Consider the following 13,201-nt stretch of genomic DNA (forward strand, 5'->3'; position numbering starts at 1 on the left):
GATCAGCCCGTCGTTCGTCTCCAAGCCTAAAACGGGGATGAATGATGGCATGGTCCTCCGTTTTAGGATACGCAACAAATCCTTACACGGAGGTTGAATTTATGAAAAATCAGGTGTTCGGGGCCTTGTGCCTGTCTTTGGCAGCCAGTATCTGGGGCGGCATGTACGTGGTCAGCAAATATGTGCTGGAGTTCATTCCGCCGTTTACTTTGCTCTGGTTGCGGTATGTCATCGCGTTTTTGGTATTGGCGGTTACCCTGTTTTCCGGCGGACGTTACAAGGTCGCTAGAGGGGACTGGCCGCTTTTCGCCAAGATCGGGTTTGTCGGGTATTTTGTTTCGGTGGGTGCGCAGTTTAACGGAACGAAATTGTCCGACGCCCATACCGGAGCCTTGATCACGTCGGCGTCTCCGGTGTTCATTCTGCTATTTGCCCGTCTGTTGCTGGGAGAACCGTTGACGCTTCGCAAGATCGTTTCCCTTACGGTGTCCACGTTTGGCGTGGTGACCGTTATTGGCTGGGGAATGCAGGACGGAAACAGCCTGTGGGGCAACCTTTTCCTGTTGGTGGCCGCGGTTACGTGGGCTTTGCTGTCGGTTTTTGCCAAGGAAGCGTCCCAACGGTATCCGGTGCTGGCGATTACAACTTACGCCCTGTTTTTTGCGATCATTTTCACAACCCCTGTGATGATCTGGGAGATCAGGGGAGAAAGCGTTGCCGTCCCCTCGCAACCCCTGGTCTGGTGGGGCGTTCTCTACCTTGGAATCGTGTCCACGGCGGGCGCCTTCTTCTTGTGGAACAAGGGGATGGAATTGATGGACGCGGGAGCCGGTTCTCTGTTTTTCTTTTTCCAGCCGGTTGTCGGGTCGTTTTTGGGGTGGCTCCTGTTGGGGGAGCGCCTGGACTGGAACTTTTTCATCGGTGGGATACTGATCGCGGCCGGGGTGATCATGGTGACCGTTCAGCCGGGAAAAGCGCGAATGTCAAGGCAGCCGTCAAACCCAACCTGACACGTCAATCGCAACAAACGTTTTGTTCCGGTGAAGTTGCCGCCGTGCCCCCGTTGTATTAGAGTTATGGCAAACGGAAGAACAAGGTGATGGCATGGAAGTTTTGGTGCTTACGGCGGTCGGGGCGGCGATTGGCTTCGGCACAAACCTGATCGCGATCGTCATGCTGTTCCGGCCATGGCGGGAATGGAGGATGTTCGGGCTGCGAGTCCCCCTAACTCCCGGTCTGATACCGAAGCGGCAACCGGAAATCGCGCAAAAATTGGGCGAGGTTGTGGAGGAACACCTGCTGACGGAAGAGGGGGTGGCTTCCTCGCTCCACCGGCCGGAATGGGTGGCGGATACGCGGGATCGCGTACTGGCGTGGCTGGAGTCGGCGCTTGCGAAGGATCGGGCCGTTCGCGAACTCGTCGGCAAGCTGACCGGGTGGAATGAGGAAACGCTTTCCGAACAAGCGGAAAAATGGCTGCGTTTCGTAGTTGCGACCCGCATATTGCGGGAACTGGAAACGAAACGGGTGGGCGACTTGCTGCCTCCCGCCGTGCAGGAACAGGTGGAAGCTCAAGTCGGGGAATGGGCCGGGAAGCTGCTCAATCACGCGGCCTGCTGGGTGGATTCGCCGTCCGCCAGGCGGTTGATGGCCGCCGCGATTCGGGAACGGTTGGAGAGCGGAGGAGTGATCGCGCGGGTGGCGAACGTTTTTGTGCGGGAGGACAAGCTGGTCGACGAACTGGTTCCCCATCTGAAAAATTGGCTGAGGAGCCAGGCCGTCCTCCATTTTGTGCGGGACAAGCTGCAAGCGGAGTGGAAGGCCTTTCTCGACTGCAACGCGAAAACGGTCCTGGTTTCCGTGTTGAATGTGGGTGAGGACGGAGGGTTGGAGCCGAACCCGGAATCCGGTCCGCATGTCGTTGGCGAAATCGTGCAAGCGGCGGTTGAGAAAGCATTGAGTTTCGATGTGTACGAATTCTTGCGGGCAAACCGCTCCCGTGCGGCCGATTGGCTGGACTGTCTTTTGGCGGGAATCCGGCGGTCTTCCGTCGAATGGGCGGCGCCCGTTCTCCGGTCGCTTGACATCCGGGGGATCGTGGAGCGGCAGGTCGCCGCGTTTCCGATTCCGAAACTGGAAAGACTGGTGGTCGGCGTGGTCAAAAAAGAATTGCAAATGATCGCGTGGCTGGGGGCCCTGCTCGGTGGACTAATCGGTTTGATTCAGGCATTATTAATAATGGGGTGGCAATAAAAACCGACAAGTGAGGAGGCGGAATCGGTATGAAGCTTACGTTTCACGGGCATTCGTGTTTCCTTGCGGAAGCCGGCGGCAAATCGGTGATCATCGATCCGTTTTTGACGGGGAATCCGAAAGCTGTCGCCAAAGCGGAAGATATCAAAGTGGATGCCGTACTCGTCACGCATGGACACAGCGACCATCTGGGTGACGCGATCGACATCGCGAAACGCAACAACGCTCCGATTATTGCGCCGTTTGAGTTGGCGGCGTACTGTAGCGGGAAAGGGGCTCCGGTCCATCCGATGCACTTGGGAGGGGCGCATGAATTCGAGTTTGGCCGCGTCAAATTGACGATCGCGTTTCACGGATCGGGCGTGGAAGAGGACGGAAAGGCAATCTATGCGGGCAACCCGTGCGGATTTTTGTTGACGATGCAGGGCAAAACGTTCTATCACGCGGGGGACACGGCGTTGTTCGGGGATATGAAGCTGATTGGCGAATTGAATAAAATTGACGCGGCGGCATTGCCGATCGGGGACAATTTCACGATGGGACCGGATGACGCGGTGATTGCGGCCGGTTGGATCAAAGCCCGGAAAGTAATCGCGATGCACTATAATACGTGGCCGTTGATCGAGCAGGATGCGGCGGCGTTTGCGGCCCGATTGCAGCCTGCCGGTATTGAGGGGATTGTGTTGCAACCGGGACAGTCGGTTGAAGTGTAAAAAAGCGATTCCTGGAGAAAATCGTTTTCAGGTGATAACGGGCAGCCGGCCTCCTGTTGGAAGCCGGCTGTCTTGTCAATGCTTGGTCACCAGATTGATCATCATGCGGGCCAGATTGTGTTTCTGATCGGGATTTGTGTCCCACAGTTGTTTCAAAAGACGCTCTTGCGGATTTTGCGGGTCGACCTTGTTGGCCAGGTATTCGCCCATTTTTACGGCGACACTTTCAATCTGTTCCTCCGACAAACCGGCTTGTTTTGCCTGCTCCACACGATCGCCCAGAAATTCTCTCCAACGGTCGAAATTGTCGAGTACCGACATGCTAAAATCCCTCCAGCAATGAGATGATTTGGATTCTCCACAGGTTTACTTTTTCTCGCCGACGGAAAATCTATTCACGGATCCGGCTTGTCACGAACCCGGCTTGTGAAACGAATCACAAAAAGTCATAGTATTGTAATCGTTATGTAACACATCTGTAACATAGAAGAACTATAATAAAATTACGACATAACCCCCTTTCTATTTTGTGGCTGGAGCCACCTTTTTTTTGCCCTTTTTGCGGAAACGGGCATACTTGTCCGGTTTGCTTCATACAATGTGCCAACGCATAGTTCGAGAGGTGGGCTGTATGAAACGGAAACGGGCGGCACGTTCGTTTGTGAAAATGGGGTTGGGATTGGCGGTGTTGTTTTATGCCATTCCGCAGCTTCCGGGGCTTTCCTGGTCGGCGGCGGGAATTTTTTCGGCGGTGTGGCTGCTGTTTGGGATCTTGATCGTCGGTGCCAATTTGTATGATTTGATCGGAGTCGACAAAGAGCGGAAGTTTCGCCAACGCCGGCAGCGGGAGTGGGAACGGGAAGTGGTCCGCACGGCGGCCCGTCTCCAGTACAACCGGCGCAGACGGCGGCTGTTGTCGCGCTGACGGCTGGCATTGATTGAAACTCCGGATTATTACAGTGTATAATTATAATATATAACACTGGGTTCGGAGGAGCGACATGTCTGTTACGAAACACGAACAAATCCTTGAATATATTGAAAGTCTGGAAATCGGATCGAAAATCTCCGTCCGGCAAGTCGCGAAACACATGGGTGTATCGGAAGGAACAGCCTACCGTGCGATCAAGGAAGCGGAAGCCCGCGGCATTGCCTCGACCATTGAACGGGTCGGGACGGTCCGCATTGAGAAGCAGCAGAAGAAAAATATCGAACGCCTGACCTACGCGGAAGTTGTCAACATTGTGGACGGCACGGTGCTTGGCGGGGCGAACGGGCTCCACAAAACGCTGCAGAAGTTTGTGATCGGCGCGATGAAAGTCGACGCGATGGTGAAATATATCGACCGCGACAGTCTGTTGATTGTCGGCAACCGCGACCAGGTACACCGGATTGCGCTTGAACAGGGGGCTGCCGTCTTGATTACGGGCGGCTTTGACGCGAGCAATACGGTCAAGGCGCTGGCGGACAAGCTGGAGCTTCCGATCATCTCTTCCGCCTACGACACGTTTACCGTCGCGAGCCTGATCAACCGGGCGATCTACGACCGGCTGATCAAAAAAGAGATCGTGATGGTGGAGGACATTCTGGCGAATCAGCCGGAGCCTGTCGTCATGAGGCCGGACCAGACGGTGAAACACTGGCACGAACTGGTGGAAAAAACGGGACACGCGAGGTTTCCGGTCGTCGATTCGAATATGCGGGTTCTTGGAATTGTCACTTCGAAAGACGTCTCCGGACAGGCGGACGGCACATTGATCGAGAAGATCATGACGAAAAATCCGATCACGGTCACCCCGAAAACGTCGGTTGCTTCCACGGCGCACAAAATGATCTGGGAAGGGATCGAGCTTTTGCCGGTGGTGGACGGGCGCAAACTGGTCGGCGTCGTCTCCCGGCAGGATGTGATCAGGGGGCTGCAGTACAGCCAGAAACAGCCGCACACCGGGGACACCATCAAGGATCTGATCTTGCGTCATTTCCGGGAAGAAAGAAACGACGACAAATCGGTGTCCCTGGTGGGGGAAGTGACCCCGCAGATGACCAACTCGCTAGGCGGCGTTTTGTCCGGGGTTCTGATGACGCTGATCAGCGAGGCGGGAAAACTGGCGATCCGCCGCTTCAAAAACACGGACATGTCGGTTGAAAATGTGACTGTATTTTTCATGAAACCGATCCAAATTGACTCACAGATCACGATCCGGGCGGAAGTGATCGACATGGGGCGCAAATTCGGAAAAGCGGACATTGAAATCTATTTCGAGGGAGAACGGATGGCAAAAGCGCTGCTGACCGCCCAGGTGTTGGACAGGTAGCGCTGTTTGAAGCCGGACAGACGCAGCTCCCCGGCCCGACAATCGTTCGGGCCGGGGAGTTTTCATTGCGGGGAGGCTTCGGCATTTTCCCGTGCAAGCTCCAGAAACCGTTCAAGCGCCCCGGTCATGAACACATCTTTCCGGCGGATGAACACGGTAGTCACGTTTCCGTATTTTGGCGGAACCGGATGGCAGCGGACCGGATCGCTTTCGGACTTGTTGCCTGCCACCGATTTCGGCAGCAGGGTGACTCCGAGTCCCGCCCTGACGCATCCCAGTATCGCCTCCAGGGTTCCAAATTCCATAATCTTCACGGGCAGGATTCCTTCCCCGTGCAGCCATTGCTCCAGTTTGGCCCGGTAGGAGCAGCCTGGACGAAAGACGAGAATCGTCCGTTTTCTCAGATCCTTCGGGCTTCTTACGGGTGGGTGCGAAGAATCGGTGACCAATACCAGTTCCTCTTCGATAAACGGTTCCTGCAACAATTCCGGATGTTCGACGGGACCGGCGACAAAAGCCCCGTCCAGCGCATATTCCAAAACCGCGTTGACATGCTGTTCCGTGGGACCTGTAACCAGTGTCAAATCCACATCCGGATAGCGCTGGTGGTAGCGGGACAGAAGCGCGGGCAATCTTACGGCCGCCGTCGTTTCCATCGAGCCGATCGCCAGCGGACCGCGCGGCACGGGGGAATATTGCACCGCCTTGCGGGTTTCGTCGACCAGTTGAAAAATTTTTCGCGTGTATTTAAGCAATGTCTCGCCGGCCGGCGTCAGGGTAATCCCGCGGCTGTGGCGGTAAAACAAAGTGGTTTGCAGTTCGGACTCGAGCGCCTGGATGCGTGTCGTGACGTTGGATTGCGTGTAGTTCAGTATCTGCGCCGCCCTGGTGATACTCCCTTCCTGAGCCGCCGCGCAAAAAATCTTCAGATCGCTGATCTCCACAGGTGGTTACCCTCCTTTTGGACACGCCGGGAGTTATCAAGAAAAATGATGGACGCATAAAATTTGAATATTTTACATTTTAGCATCCGACCTCTACGATGGGAATCGGGACCCGGGTTCAAAATTTTTAGGGAAAGGGGTAAACCGCATGACCGCTCCCGGCAAAAAAACGAGGGGGTGGACCGCAGATCATCCCGGTTTTGTCGTGGCTGGAGGGATTTTTGCGTTGATGACGGCCATGGGAATCGGCCGGTTCGCTTATACCCCGATTTTGCCGTTGATGCAAAAGGATTTGCATTTTTCGCAGGCGGTTGCCGGGTATCTTGCTTCAAGCAACTATCTGGGATACCTTCTCGGCGCTTTGCTGGCGGGTGTTGTCAACTGGGGAGACCGCAAGGAATCCTGTCTCAGGTGGAGCTTGTTCGTCAATGTCGTGACCACGGCGGGCATGGGGTGGACGACGGATTTGTCCCTGTGGCTGGTTTTGCGGTTTGTTTCGGGGGTGACCAGCGCCCTGGTTTTCGTCCTGGCGTCGAGTGTGGTGTTGGACGTACTGGTGGCTAGGGGACGGATGTCCGGATCGGGGATTTTCTATGGCGGAGTCGGTTTGGGAATTGCGGCGACAGGTTTGCTCGTTCCCCTGTTTGACAAAGGATTTGGCTGGCGGGGCGCGTGGGCCGGTCTTGTGGTTTGCGGGATTTTGTTCGGCTTTTGCGCGTGGCGATGGCTGCGGGAAGGGCCGGTTGCACCGATGGAGACCCGGGAAGGGCTCGTAGATGCCCGGAGCTCAACACCGGCCGCTTTGTTTTGGCTGATTGCCGCCTACGGGTGCGAAGGTCTGGGATATATTGTGAGCGGCACTTTTCTCGTGGCGATTGTCGATCAAATCCCGCAATTGCAGAGCCTGGCGCCGATGAGCTGGGTACTGGTGGGGGCCGCCGCCGCACCTTCCGCTTTTTTGTGGGCGCGGATTGCAAACAAACGGGGATATGTTCCCGCGTTGATGGCGGCGTATCTGCTGCAGGCGGCCGGGGTTGTACTGCCGGTTGTGTTTCTGCACTGGATCGGGGTATTTCTCGGGGCCCTCCTGTTTGGCGGCACTTTTATGGGGATTACCGCCATGGCGGCCGCATATGCCCGCCAGCTGTCCCCGCAAAACAGCAGCCGTTCGATCGGTTATCTGACCGCCGTTTACGGCACCGGCCAGGTGCTGGGGCCGGCGGCGGCGGGGATTTTGGCGGAGACCACCGGCGGATTTGCCGTTCCGCTCATTCTCGCGGCCGCGGTTTTGCTGACTGGCGCCGGGATTTTGGCAATCTTGCGCAGCTTGGAATCTTTGCCGGAGGGTTCCGGGAACAATAGTTTTTCCGGTGACAATCATTTGGAAAGGAGAATGAGGATGCCTTACGTAAACATCAAGATCACAAAAGAAGGGGCCACTCCCGAACAAAAAGCGCGGCTGATCCAGGGGGCCACGCAACTCCTGGTCGATGTGCTCGGCAAAAATCCGCAGACTACAGTCGTGGTCATCGACGAGGTTGAAACGGACAATTGGGGAATCGGCGGAGAAACCGTGACGGAGCGGCGCAAGCGCGGGCAGTGACCGTTCCTTGCCTTCTTTTTTCGTTTCTTGGTAAAGCGTATATCTATGGCTGATTCTGGAGGTTCTTTCACTCCTTCAAAATCCCCACATGACTGTCCAAATTCCATATCGAGGTAGCAAATTCCTTTTGTTTTGATCAAACAAAACCCCCTGATTTTTCAGGGGGAATTAATAAGCCTCATTTCTTTTCCTTCCACAAACTTCAACCCAAATTTCGAAAGCCCATTATAGAGAGCCTCGATTCGAATGGGAATTTGTGGGTTGGTCTGCAAACTGGAAGCGTTTTTACATGATATGGTAATTATTTCTCGTTTTTGGGCACACTTTCCCCCTCCCCACCAATACGGGCTCTCGCAGTTTCCATTCAGTTTTTTCCCAATTCACTCCAATTGGGCTACCCTTACCATCATCTGCTCCAAGATCCAACGATTGCTGAAAGAGTCAGCGATCTTGAGGATCACGGTCCTGCTGTGACTCACCAATATCCCTGCCACTCGTAGAAAGTCCTGACGGAACCGTTGTATCGTAAACCCTTGGTGGAGGGGATCACAACAGTCTTTCTTGAAGCGTTGAAACAAGTTATAGGTGAAAAGCTTGATGAGCATGTCGACTTCATTGGCTTCAAACTCGGAACTTGCAATCGCATGTATGGAGAACCCGTTCTTGGCTTCTTTGATCGAATTCTCTACACCTGCCCGTTGGTTGTAGAACCGCCAGATATCAATCGGTGACCAATCCAAGTTGGTGACGATCGCTTCATACTCCCAAAGAAAATCGTACAGTCGCAATTGATCCAACTCATAGCGTTCGGCTTTCCGGATTATTACGACACGCCGGGGTTTCTTCCATGTCGTAGCTTGGTAGATCAGTGTGATGCCTTCAATCACGATATCCTCGTCGACGTACCGCTTCCAATGGTTGCAAGAAGAAATCGCATCTTGAAGGCGTTTTGTCCATTTCAGTTTTCCTACATAGCCGATTTGTTTCTGTTCCCAAAACCGGTAAAACTCTTCTCCCCCAAACCCTTTGTCAAATCGGACGTAAGATTAGGGCACTTTTTTAGCAATTTCAAGCTATGCCACTTTCGAAATTCGGGTTAAATTTTTTGTTTCATCGACACTTGATTTTTTTGAAACGGACCATTCTCCCGCATAGTGATTTACCAATCCGCCGCTCTTTGGGCTGGTTGGGTTGTAAATCGCAATCGACACTTCCAATTCCCCCTAATCAAGTTGATAGGTTCTCGGCAATTGGGATACATTCTGTGAACTCTAAGATGTGGGAAAAACATGAAGGCAGGTATGCACACATGGAGTAAAAACAGGAGTAAAAACGGGTCATTCGGGTTGGACGTACAGAGCAATACTCCTGAGTGGAAAACAATTACAGACAATTTCATTTTATCTCATACACAGTGGTGGAAACAAGTAAAAAATGAAATTTTCATATATTTTTTAATATTAATTACTCCAATTTAAAATCTGATACAAACAAAGTGAATGTTGAGCTTTTTGCGATGCATGTTTTTCGATGGCTGTCCTCACAAAATGAGTGGAAAAATGAGTGGAAATCGGTCTAGCGCCATCGCCACTGTCACGCATAGCGCTAGCCCGCATCTCATCTTCATTTTGGCCATGCCGCGTACCGGAATCGGCATCGGTATCCCGGCGCCCGTCAGGCGCTTCGTTCTTGTTCTTGCCTGCCTCTCAACCCTGTTCGTCTGGCTTGCCGGACATCGCAAGTAGCTCAAGATATGATAAAATAATAAAAATCAAACAGATGATCGTATCGGCGTCGCGGTCTCACATTCTGTTGGGAGAGATGGAGTTGCATTCGTTCGTACATCTGCATGTTCATTCCGAATACAGCCTGCTGGACGGCGCCTGCCGGATCGACGCCTTGTTGGACCGCGTGCGGGAGCTTGGCATGACGTCGGTTGCCCTGACGGACCACGGGGTGATGCACGGGGCTGTCGAATTTTACAAAAAAGCGAAAGAGCGCGGACTTCACCCGATTATCGGCTGTGAAGTGTATGTGGCCGGAACGTCGATGCGGGAAAAATCCGGCCGTCAGGACAAACCTTACCACCTCATCCTGTTGGCGGAAAACGAAACCGGCTACCGGAACTTGCTGGCGATCGTTTCAGCCGCCCAACTGGAAGGATTTTACTATAAACCGCGGACGGACAAAGAATTTTTGAACGCTCACAGCGAAGGGCTGATCGCCCTGTCTTCCTGTCTTGGAGGGGAAGTGGCAAGCAAGATACTGCGGGAGGATCTGGACGGGGCTCGCCGGGCGGCGGCCGAGTACAAGCAGATTTTCGGACCGGACCGGTTCTTTGTCGAGTTGCAGGATCACGGCCTGCCGGAGGAAAAACAGGTCAACCAGCACCTGATCCGATTGGCGCGGGAGCTGGAACTCCCGCTTGTGGCGACCAACGATGTGCATTATATCCGTCGGGAAGACGCGGCGGTGCATGATGTGCTGCTTTGCATCCAGACCGGGAAAAGCTTGCAGGACGAAGACCGGATGCGGTTTCCCTGCGACGAATTTTACCTGAAAAGCGGCGAGGAGATGGCGGAACTGTTTCGCCATCTGCCGGAAGCGGTTGAAAACACGCGAAAGATCGCCGAACGCTGCCGGTTGGATTTGAAGCTGGACGAAACGCACCTGCCGCACTTCGATTTGCCGGAAGGGTATGACGAAAACACCTATCTGGCGCTGCTCTGCGAGCAGGGGCTGCAGGAGCGCTACGGCACCCCGACGGAAGAAGCGAAGGAACGGTTGCGGTACGAACTGTCCGTGATCGGGCAGATGGGGTTTGCCGGTTATTTTCTGGTGGTGTGGGACTTCATGAAGTTTGCCCGCGAGCGCGGGATTTCAACCGGGCCGGGGCGGGGATCGGCGGCGGGAAGCCTCGTGTCGTACGTCCTCCGGATTACCGACGTCGATCCGCTTCGTTACAAGTTGCTGTTTGAACGCTTTCTCAATCCGGAACGCGTGTCCTGGCCCGATATCGACATCGACTTCGACTATGAAAGAAGGCAGGAAGTCATTGACTATGTGACCCGCAAATACGGGGAAAACCGCGTCGCCCAGATCGTGACGTACGGTACGATGGCGGCCCGCGCCGCGATTCGGGACGTGGGGCGGGTGATGAGCGTTCCTTTGGCCGAGGTGGACCGGGTGGCCAAACTGGTTCCCCATTCGCTCAGCATGACGATCGACAAAGCGCTTGAAGAGGAAGCGGAGCTCAAGAAGCTGTATGACGCGGACCCAACTGTCAGAAAAATGCTGGACACCGCCAGAGCGATCGAAGGGTTTCCCCGCCACACGTCGATTCACGCGGCGGGCGTGGTGATCGCGAAAGAACCGCTAACGAAATACGTTCCGCTCTTGCGGGGAGCGGACGGGGGTGTCGTCACGCAGTACGCGATGGAAGACCTGGAAGCGGTCGGCTTGTTGAAAATGGATTTTCTCGGCCTGCGGAACCTGACCATTATCGATCACACGATCGAATCGGTCAGGCGGGGCCGCGGTGTGGAAATCGACTTCACCCGCATGGACATGGACGATCCCGCGACTTACGAACTGCTCGCCCGCGGGGATACCGACGGCTGTTTCCAGTTGGAATCGGGCGGCGTCAAGAACGTGCTGCGGGAGTTGAAACCGAGCGACTTTGAAGACATTGTGGCGGTCATCTCGCTGTACCGCCCGGGGCCAATGGAGAATATTCCGGCATACATCGCGGCGAAACACGGCAAGATCCCCGTTTCGTATCCGCACCCGGATCTGGAGCCGATTTTGAAAGATACTTACGGAATCATCGTGTACCAGGAACAGATCATGCAGATCGCGTCCGCGATGGCCGGATTTTCGCTTGGCCAGGCGGATCTTTTGCGGCGGGCGGTCGGCAAGAAAAAGCGGGAAGTGTTGCAACAGCAGCGCGAAATCTTTGTGGCGGGCTGTTTGCGCAACGGTTATGGCGAAAAAATCGCCAACGATGTCTACGATTTGATCGTGCGCTTTGCCGACTACGGATTTAACCGTTCGCATGCGGTGGCGTATGCGGTCATCGCGTACCGGACCGCTTACCTGAAGGCGAACTATCCGGCGGAATTCATGGCGGCTCTGCTCACGTCGTGGCTGCATGCAAGCGGAAAAGTCGCCCAGTACGTGGACGACTGCCGGAAAATGGGAATCGACGTCCTCGGCCCGGATGTCAACGAAAGTTCGTACCGGTTCACCGTGACGGGCGGAAAGATCCGGTTTGCCCTGTCGGCGGTCAAAAATGTCGGAGTTGCCGCAATTCAAACGATTTTGCAGGCAAGGGAAAAAGGTCCGTTTGCCGACCTGCTGGATTTCTGCCGCCGGGTCGACTCGCGTGCCTGCAACAAGCGGGTGATCGAGAGTCTGATTCGCGCCGGAGCGTTCGACTGGACAGGGCGGGGGCGCCGTGCGCTGCTGCTCGCCCTTGACGAAGCGATGGAAAAAGGCGGATTGCTGCAGAAAGAACAGGGTGCGCCACAGATGTCCCTGTTTGGGATGATGGACCATTCAACGGAAACGGCTGCGCTGATCTATCCGGAAGTGGAGGATTTTTCCGAAACGGAACGCCTGGAAGCGGAGAAAGAATTGCTCGGGCTCTATGTGTCGGGGCATCCCCTCGACCGCTACCGGCTCGCCATGTCGCAGCATGCCCGCCACCGCATCGCGGAACTGCAGGAAGCGGAAGACGGCAGCGTGACAACGGTTGCCGGCAGGGTGCGCGAGCTGCGGACGATCCACACGCGGACGGGGCGGACGATGGCGTTTGTCGAACTGGAAGATTTGACGGGCGTTGTGGAGGTGGTCGTTTTTCCGGCGGTGTTTGCCGAGGCGAAAACGGTTTTGCAAAACGAACCGGTCGTACTGGTGAAAGCAAAAGTTCAGATCCGGGACGAAGAAGTCAAATTGTTGGCCGATTCCATCCGGCCTTTGCCGCAGCCGATTACACAGGCAACTGCAGGGACGGAGCCTGCGGAGGAGGCGTCTGCCGACCAAGGAATGAGGCTGCCGGAACGGCCGACGAAGCAGGCGAAACAGACGGCGGAGCAAGCGGGGCCTCCGACGCTGTTTATCAAGATTGAGGCGGACCGGGAAGACCCTTCCCGGCTTCGCACCCTGAAAGCGTGTCTGCTCCGGCATCAAGGCGCGAGCCAGGTGATTCTCTATTACGCGAAAACCAAAACGACGCGGCAAATTACGGAACGTGTCGATGTGAAGCCGGAATTGATCGAAGAGATCGAGCTTCTGATGGGAAGCGGCAGCGTCGCTGTGAAAACATAGTCGGAAATTCGGATCGTTCTCCGACATAGCATGTATTATCCAGAC

At 55.0% G+C, this 13,201-nt stretch carries 10 protein-coding genes and 2 pseudogenes; 8 read left to right on the forward strand and 4 right to left on the reverse strand.

Annotated elements, in window-relative coordinates:
- Positions 1-101 precede the first annotated feature (101 nt).
- The 3 genes from AC4ED1_RS11240 to AC4ED1_RS11250 all read left to right on the forward strand — a co-directional run bounded on the left by AC4ED1_RS11240 (position 102) and on the right by AC4ED1_RS11250 (position 2,966).
- Positions 102-1,010 carry a DMT family transporter gene (locus tag AC4ED1_RS11240; RefSeq protein WP_490938606.1) on the forward strand — a complete coding sequence of 303 codons (909 nt, stop codon included), beginning with the start codon at positions 102-104 and terminating at the stop codon, positions 1,008-1,010.
- 94 nt (positions 1,011-1,104) lie between these two features.
- Positions 1,105-2,253: a DUF445 family protein gene (locus tag AC4ED1_RS11245; RefSeq protein WP_490938608.1), complete on the forward strand. Its 1,149-nt coding sequence runs from the start codon at positions 1,105-1,107 to the stop codon at positions 2,251-2,253.
- Positions 2,254-2,282: 29 nt separating this feature from the next.
- Positions 2,283-2,966 (forward strand): metal-dependent hydrolase, encoded by a 684-nt coding sequence (locus AC4ED1_RS11250; RefSeq protein ID WP_490938610.1) that lies wholly within the window; start codon positions 2,283-2,285, stop codon positions 2,964-2,966.
- A gap of 75 nt (positions 2,967-3,041) precedes the next feature.
- On the opposite strand, the gene AC4ED1_RS11255 is transcribed toward AC4ED1_RS11250, so the two are convergent.
- Positions 3,042-3,287, reverse strand: a complete 246-nt coding sequence (locus tag AC4ED1_RS11255) for a DUF3243 domain-containing protein (RefSeq protein WP_490938612.1) — start codon at positions 3,285-3,287, stop codon at positions 3,042-3,044.
- Between the two features lie 310 nt (positions 3,288-3,597).
- Here AC4ED1_RS11255 and AC4ED1_RS11260 point away from each other — a divergent pair, with 310 nt between their 5' ends.
- Both AC4ED1_RS11260 and AC4ED1_RS11265 read left to right on the forward strand, forming a co-directional pair.
- Positions 3,598-3,891 carry a hypothetical protein gene (locus AC4ED1_RS11260; RefSeq protein WP_490938614.1) on the forward strand — a complete coding sequence of 98 codons (294 nt, stop codon included), beginning with the start codon at positions 3,598-3,600 and terminating at the stop codon, positions 3,889-3,891.
- A 76-nt stretch (positions 3,892-3,967) separates the two neighbouring features.
- On the forward strand, positions 3,968-5,281 hold the full coding sequence (locus tag AC4ED1_RS11265) for a DRTGG domain-containing protein (RefSeq protein ID WP_490938616.1): 1,314 nt from the start codon (positions 3,968-3,970) through the stop codon (positions 5,279-5,281).
- A 62-nt stretch (positions 5,282-5,343) separates the two neighbouring features.
- On the opposite strand, the gene AC4ED1_RS11270 is transcribed toward AC4ED1_RS11265, so the two are convergent.
- Positions 5,344-6,225, reverse strand: coding sequence for a LysR family transcriptional regulator (locus AC4ED1_RS11270; RefSeq protein ID WP_490938617.1), 882 nt, complete (start codon positions 6,223-6,225; stop codon positions 5,344-5,346).
- A gap of 229 nt (positions 6,226-6,454) precedes the next feature.
- Here AC4ED1_RS11270 and AC4ED1_RS11275 point away from each other — a divergent pair.
- Both AC4ED1_RS11275 and AC4ED1_RS11280 read left to right on the forward strand, forming a co-directional pair.
- Positions 6,455-7,558, forward strand: a pseudogene (locus tag AC4ED1_RS11275) (YbfB/YjiJ family MFS transporter); the annotation flags it as partial.
- 66 nt (positions 7,559-7,624) lie between these two features.
- A complete protein-coding gene (locus tag AC4ED1_RS11280) occupies positions 7,625-7,828 on the forward strand; it encodes a tautomerase family protein (RefSeq protein WP_490938772.1) in 204 nt (67 codons plus the stop codon).
- Between the two features lie 380 nt (positions 7,829-8,208).
- On the opposite strand, the pseudogene AC4ED1_RS11285 reads toward AC4ED1_RS11280, so the two are convergent.
- Positions 8,209-8,871: pseudogene (locus tag AC4ED1_RS11285) on the reverse strand (transposase); the annotation flags it as partial.
- 30 nt (positions 8,872-8,901) lie between these two features.
- Complete coding sequence (locus tag AC4ED1_RS11290; protein ID WP_490938619.1) at positions 8,902-9,039, reverse strand: hypothetical protein; 138 nt, start codon at positions 9,037-9,039, stop codon at positions 8,902-8,904.
- A gap of 610 nt (positions 9,040-9,649) precedes the next feature.
- Between AC4ED1_RS11290 and AC4ED1_RS11295 the strand changes: the two genes are divergently transcribed.
- Complete coding sequence (locus AC4ED1_RS11295; protein ID WP_490938621.1) at positions 9,650-13,156, forward strand: DNA polymerase III subunit alpha; 3,507 nt, start codon at positions 9,650-9,652, stop codon at positions 13,154-13,156.
- Positions 13,157-13,201: the final 45 nt, after the last annotated feature.

Source organism: Effusibacillus sp. SKA8 (assembly GCF_058273125.1).

Coding starts and splice junctions, on each gene's coding strand:
- AC4ED1_RS11240 (WP_490938606.1), top strand. CDS start 102: ATGAAAAATCAGGTGTTCGGGGCCTTGTGCCTGTCTTTGGCAGCCAGT.
- AC4ED1_RS11245 (WP_490938608.1), top strand. CDS start 1,105: ATGGAAGTTTTGGTGCTTACGGCGGTCGGGGCGGCGATTGGCTTCGGC.
- AC4ED1_RS11250 (WP_490938610.1), top strand. CDS start 2,283: ATGAAGCTTACGTTTCACGGGCATTCGTGTTTCCTTGCGGAAGCCGGC.
- AC4ED1_RS11255 (WP_490938612.1), bottom strand. CDS start 3,287: ATGTCGGTACTCGACAATTTCGACCGTTGGAGAGAATTTCTGGGCGAT.
- AC4ED1_RS11260 (WP_490938614.1), top strand. CDS start 3,598: ATGAAACGGAAACGGGCGGCACGTTCGTTTGTGAAAATGGGGTTGGGA.
- AC4ED1_RS11265 (WP_490938616.1), top strand. CDS start 3,968: ATGTCTGTTACGAAACACGAACAAATCCTTGAATATATTGAAAGTCTG.
- AC4ED1_RS11280 (WP_490938772.1), top strand. CDS start 7,625: ATGCCTTACGTAAACATCAAGATCACAAAAGAAGGGGCCACTCCCGAA.
- AC4ED1_RS11295 (WP_490938621.1), top strand. CDS start 9,650: ATGGAGTTGCATTCGTTCGTACATCTGCATGTTCATTCCGAATACAGC.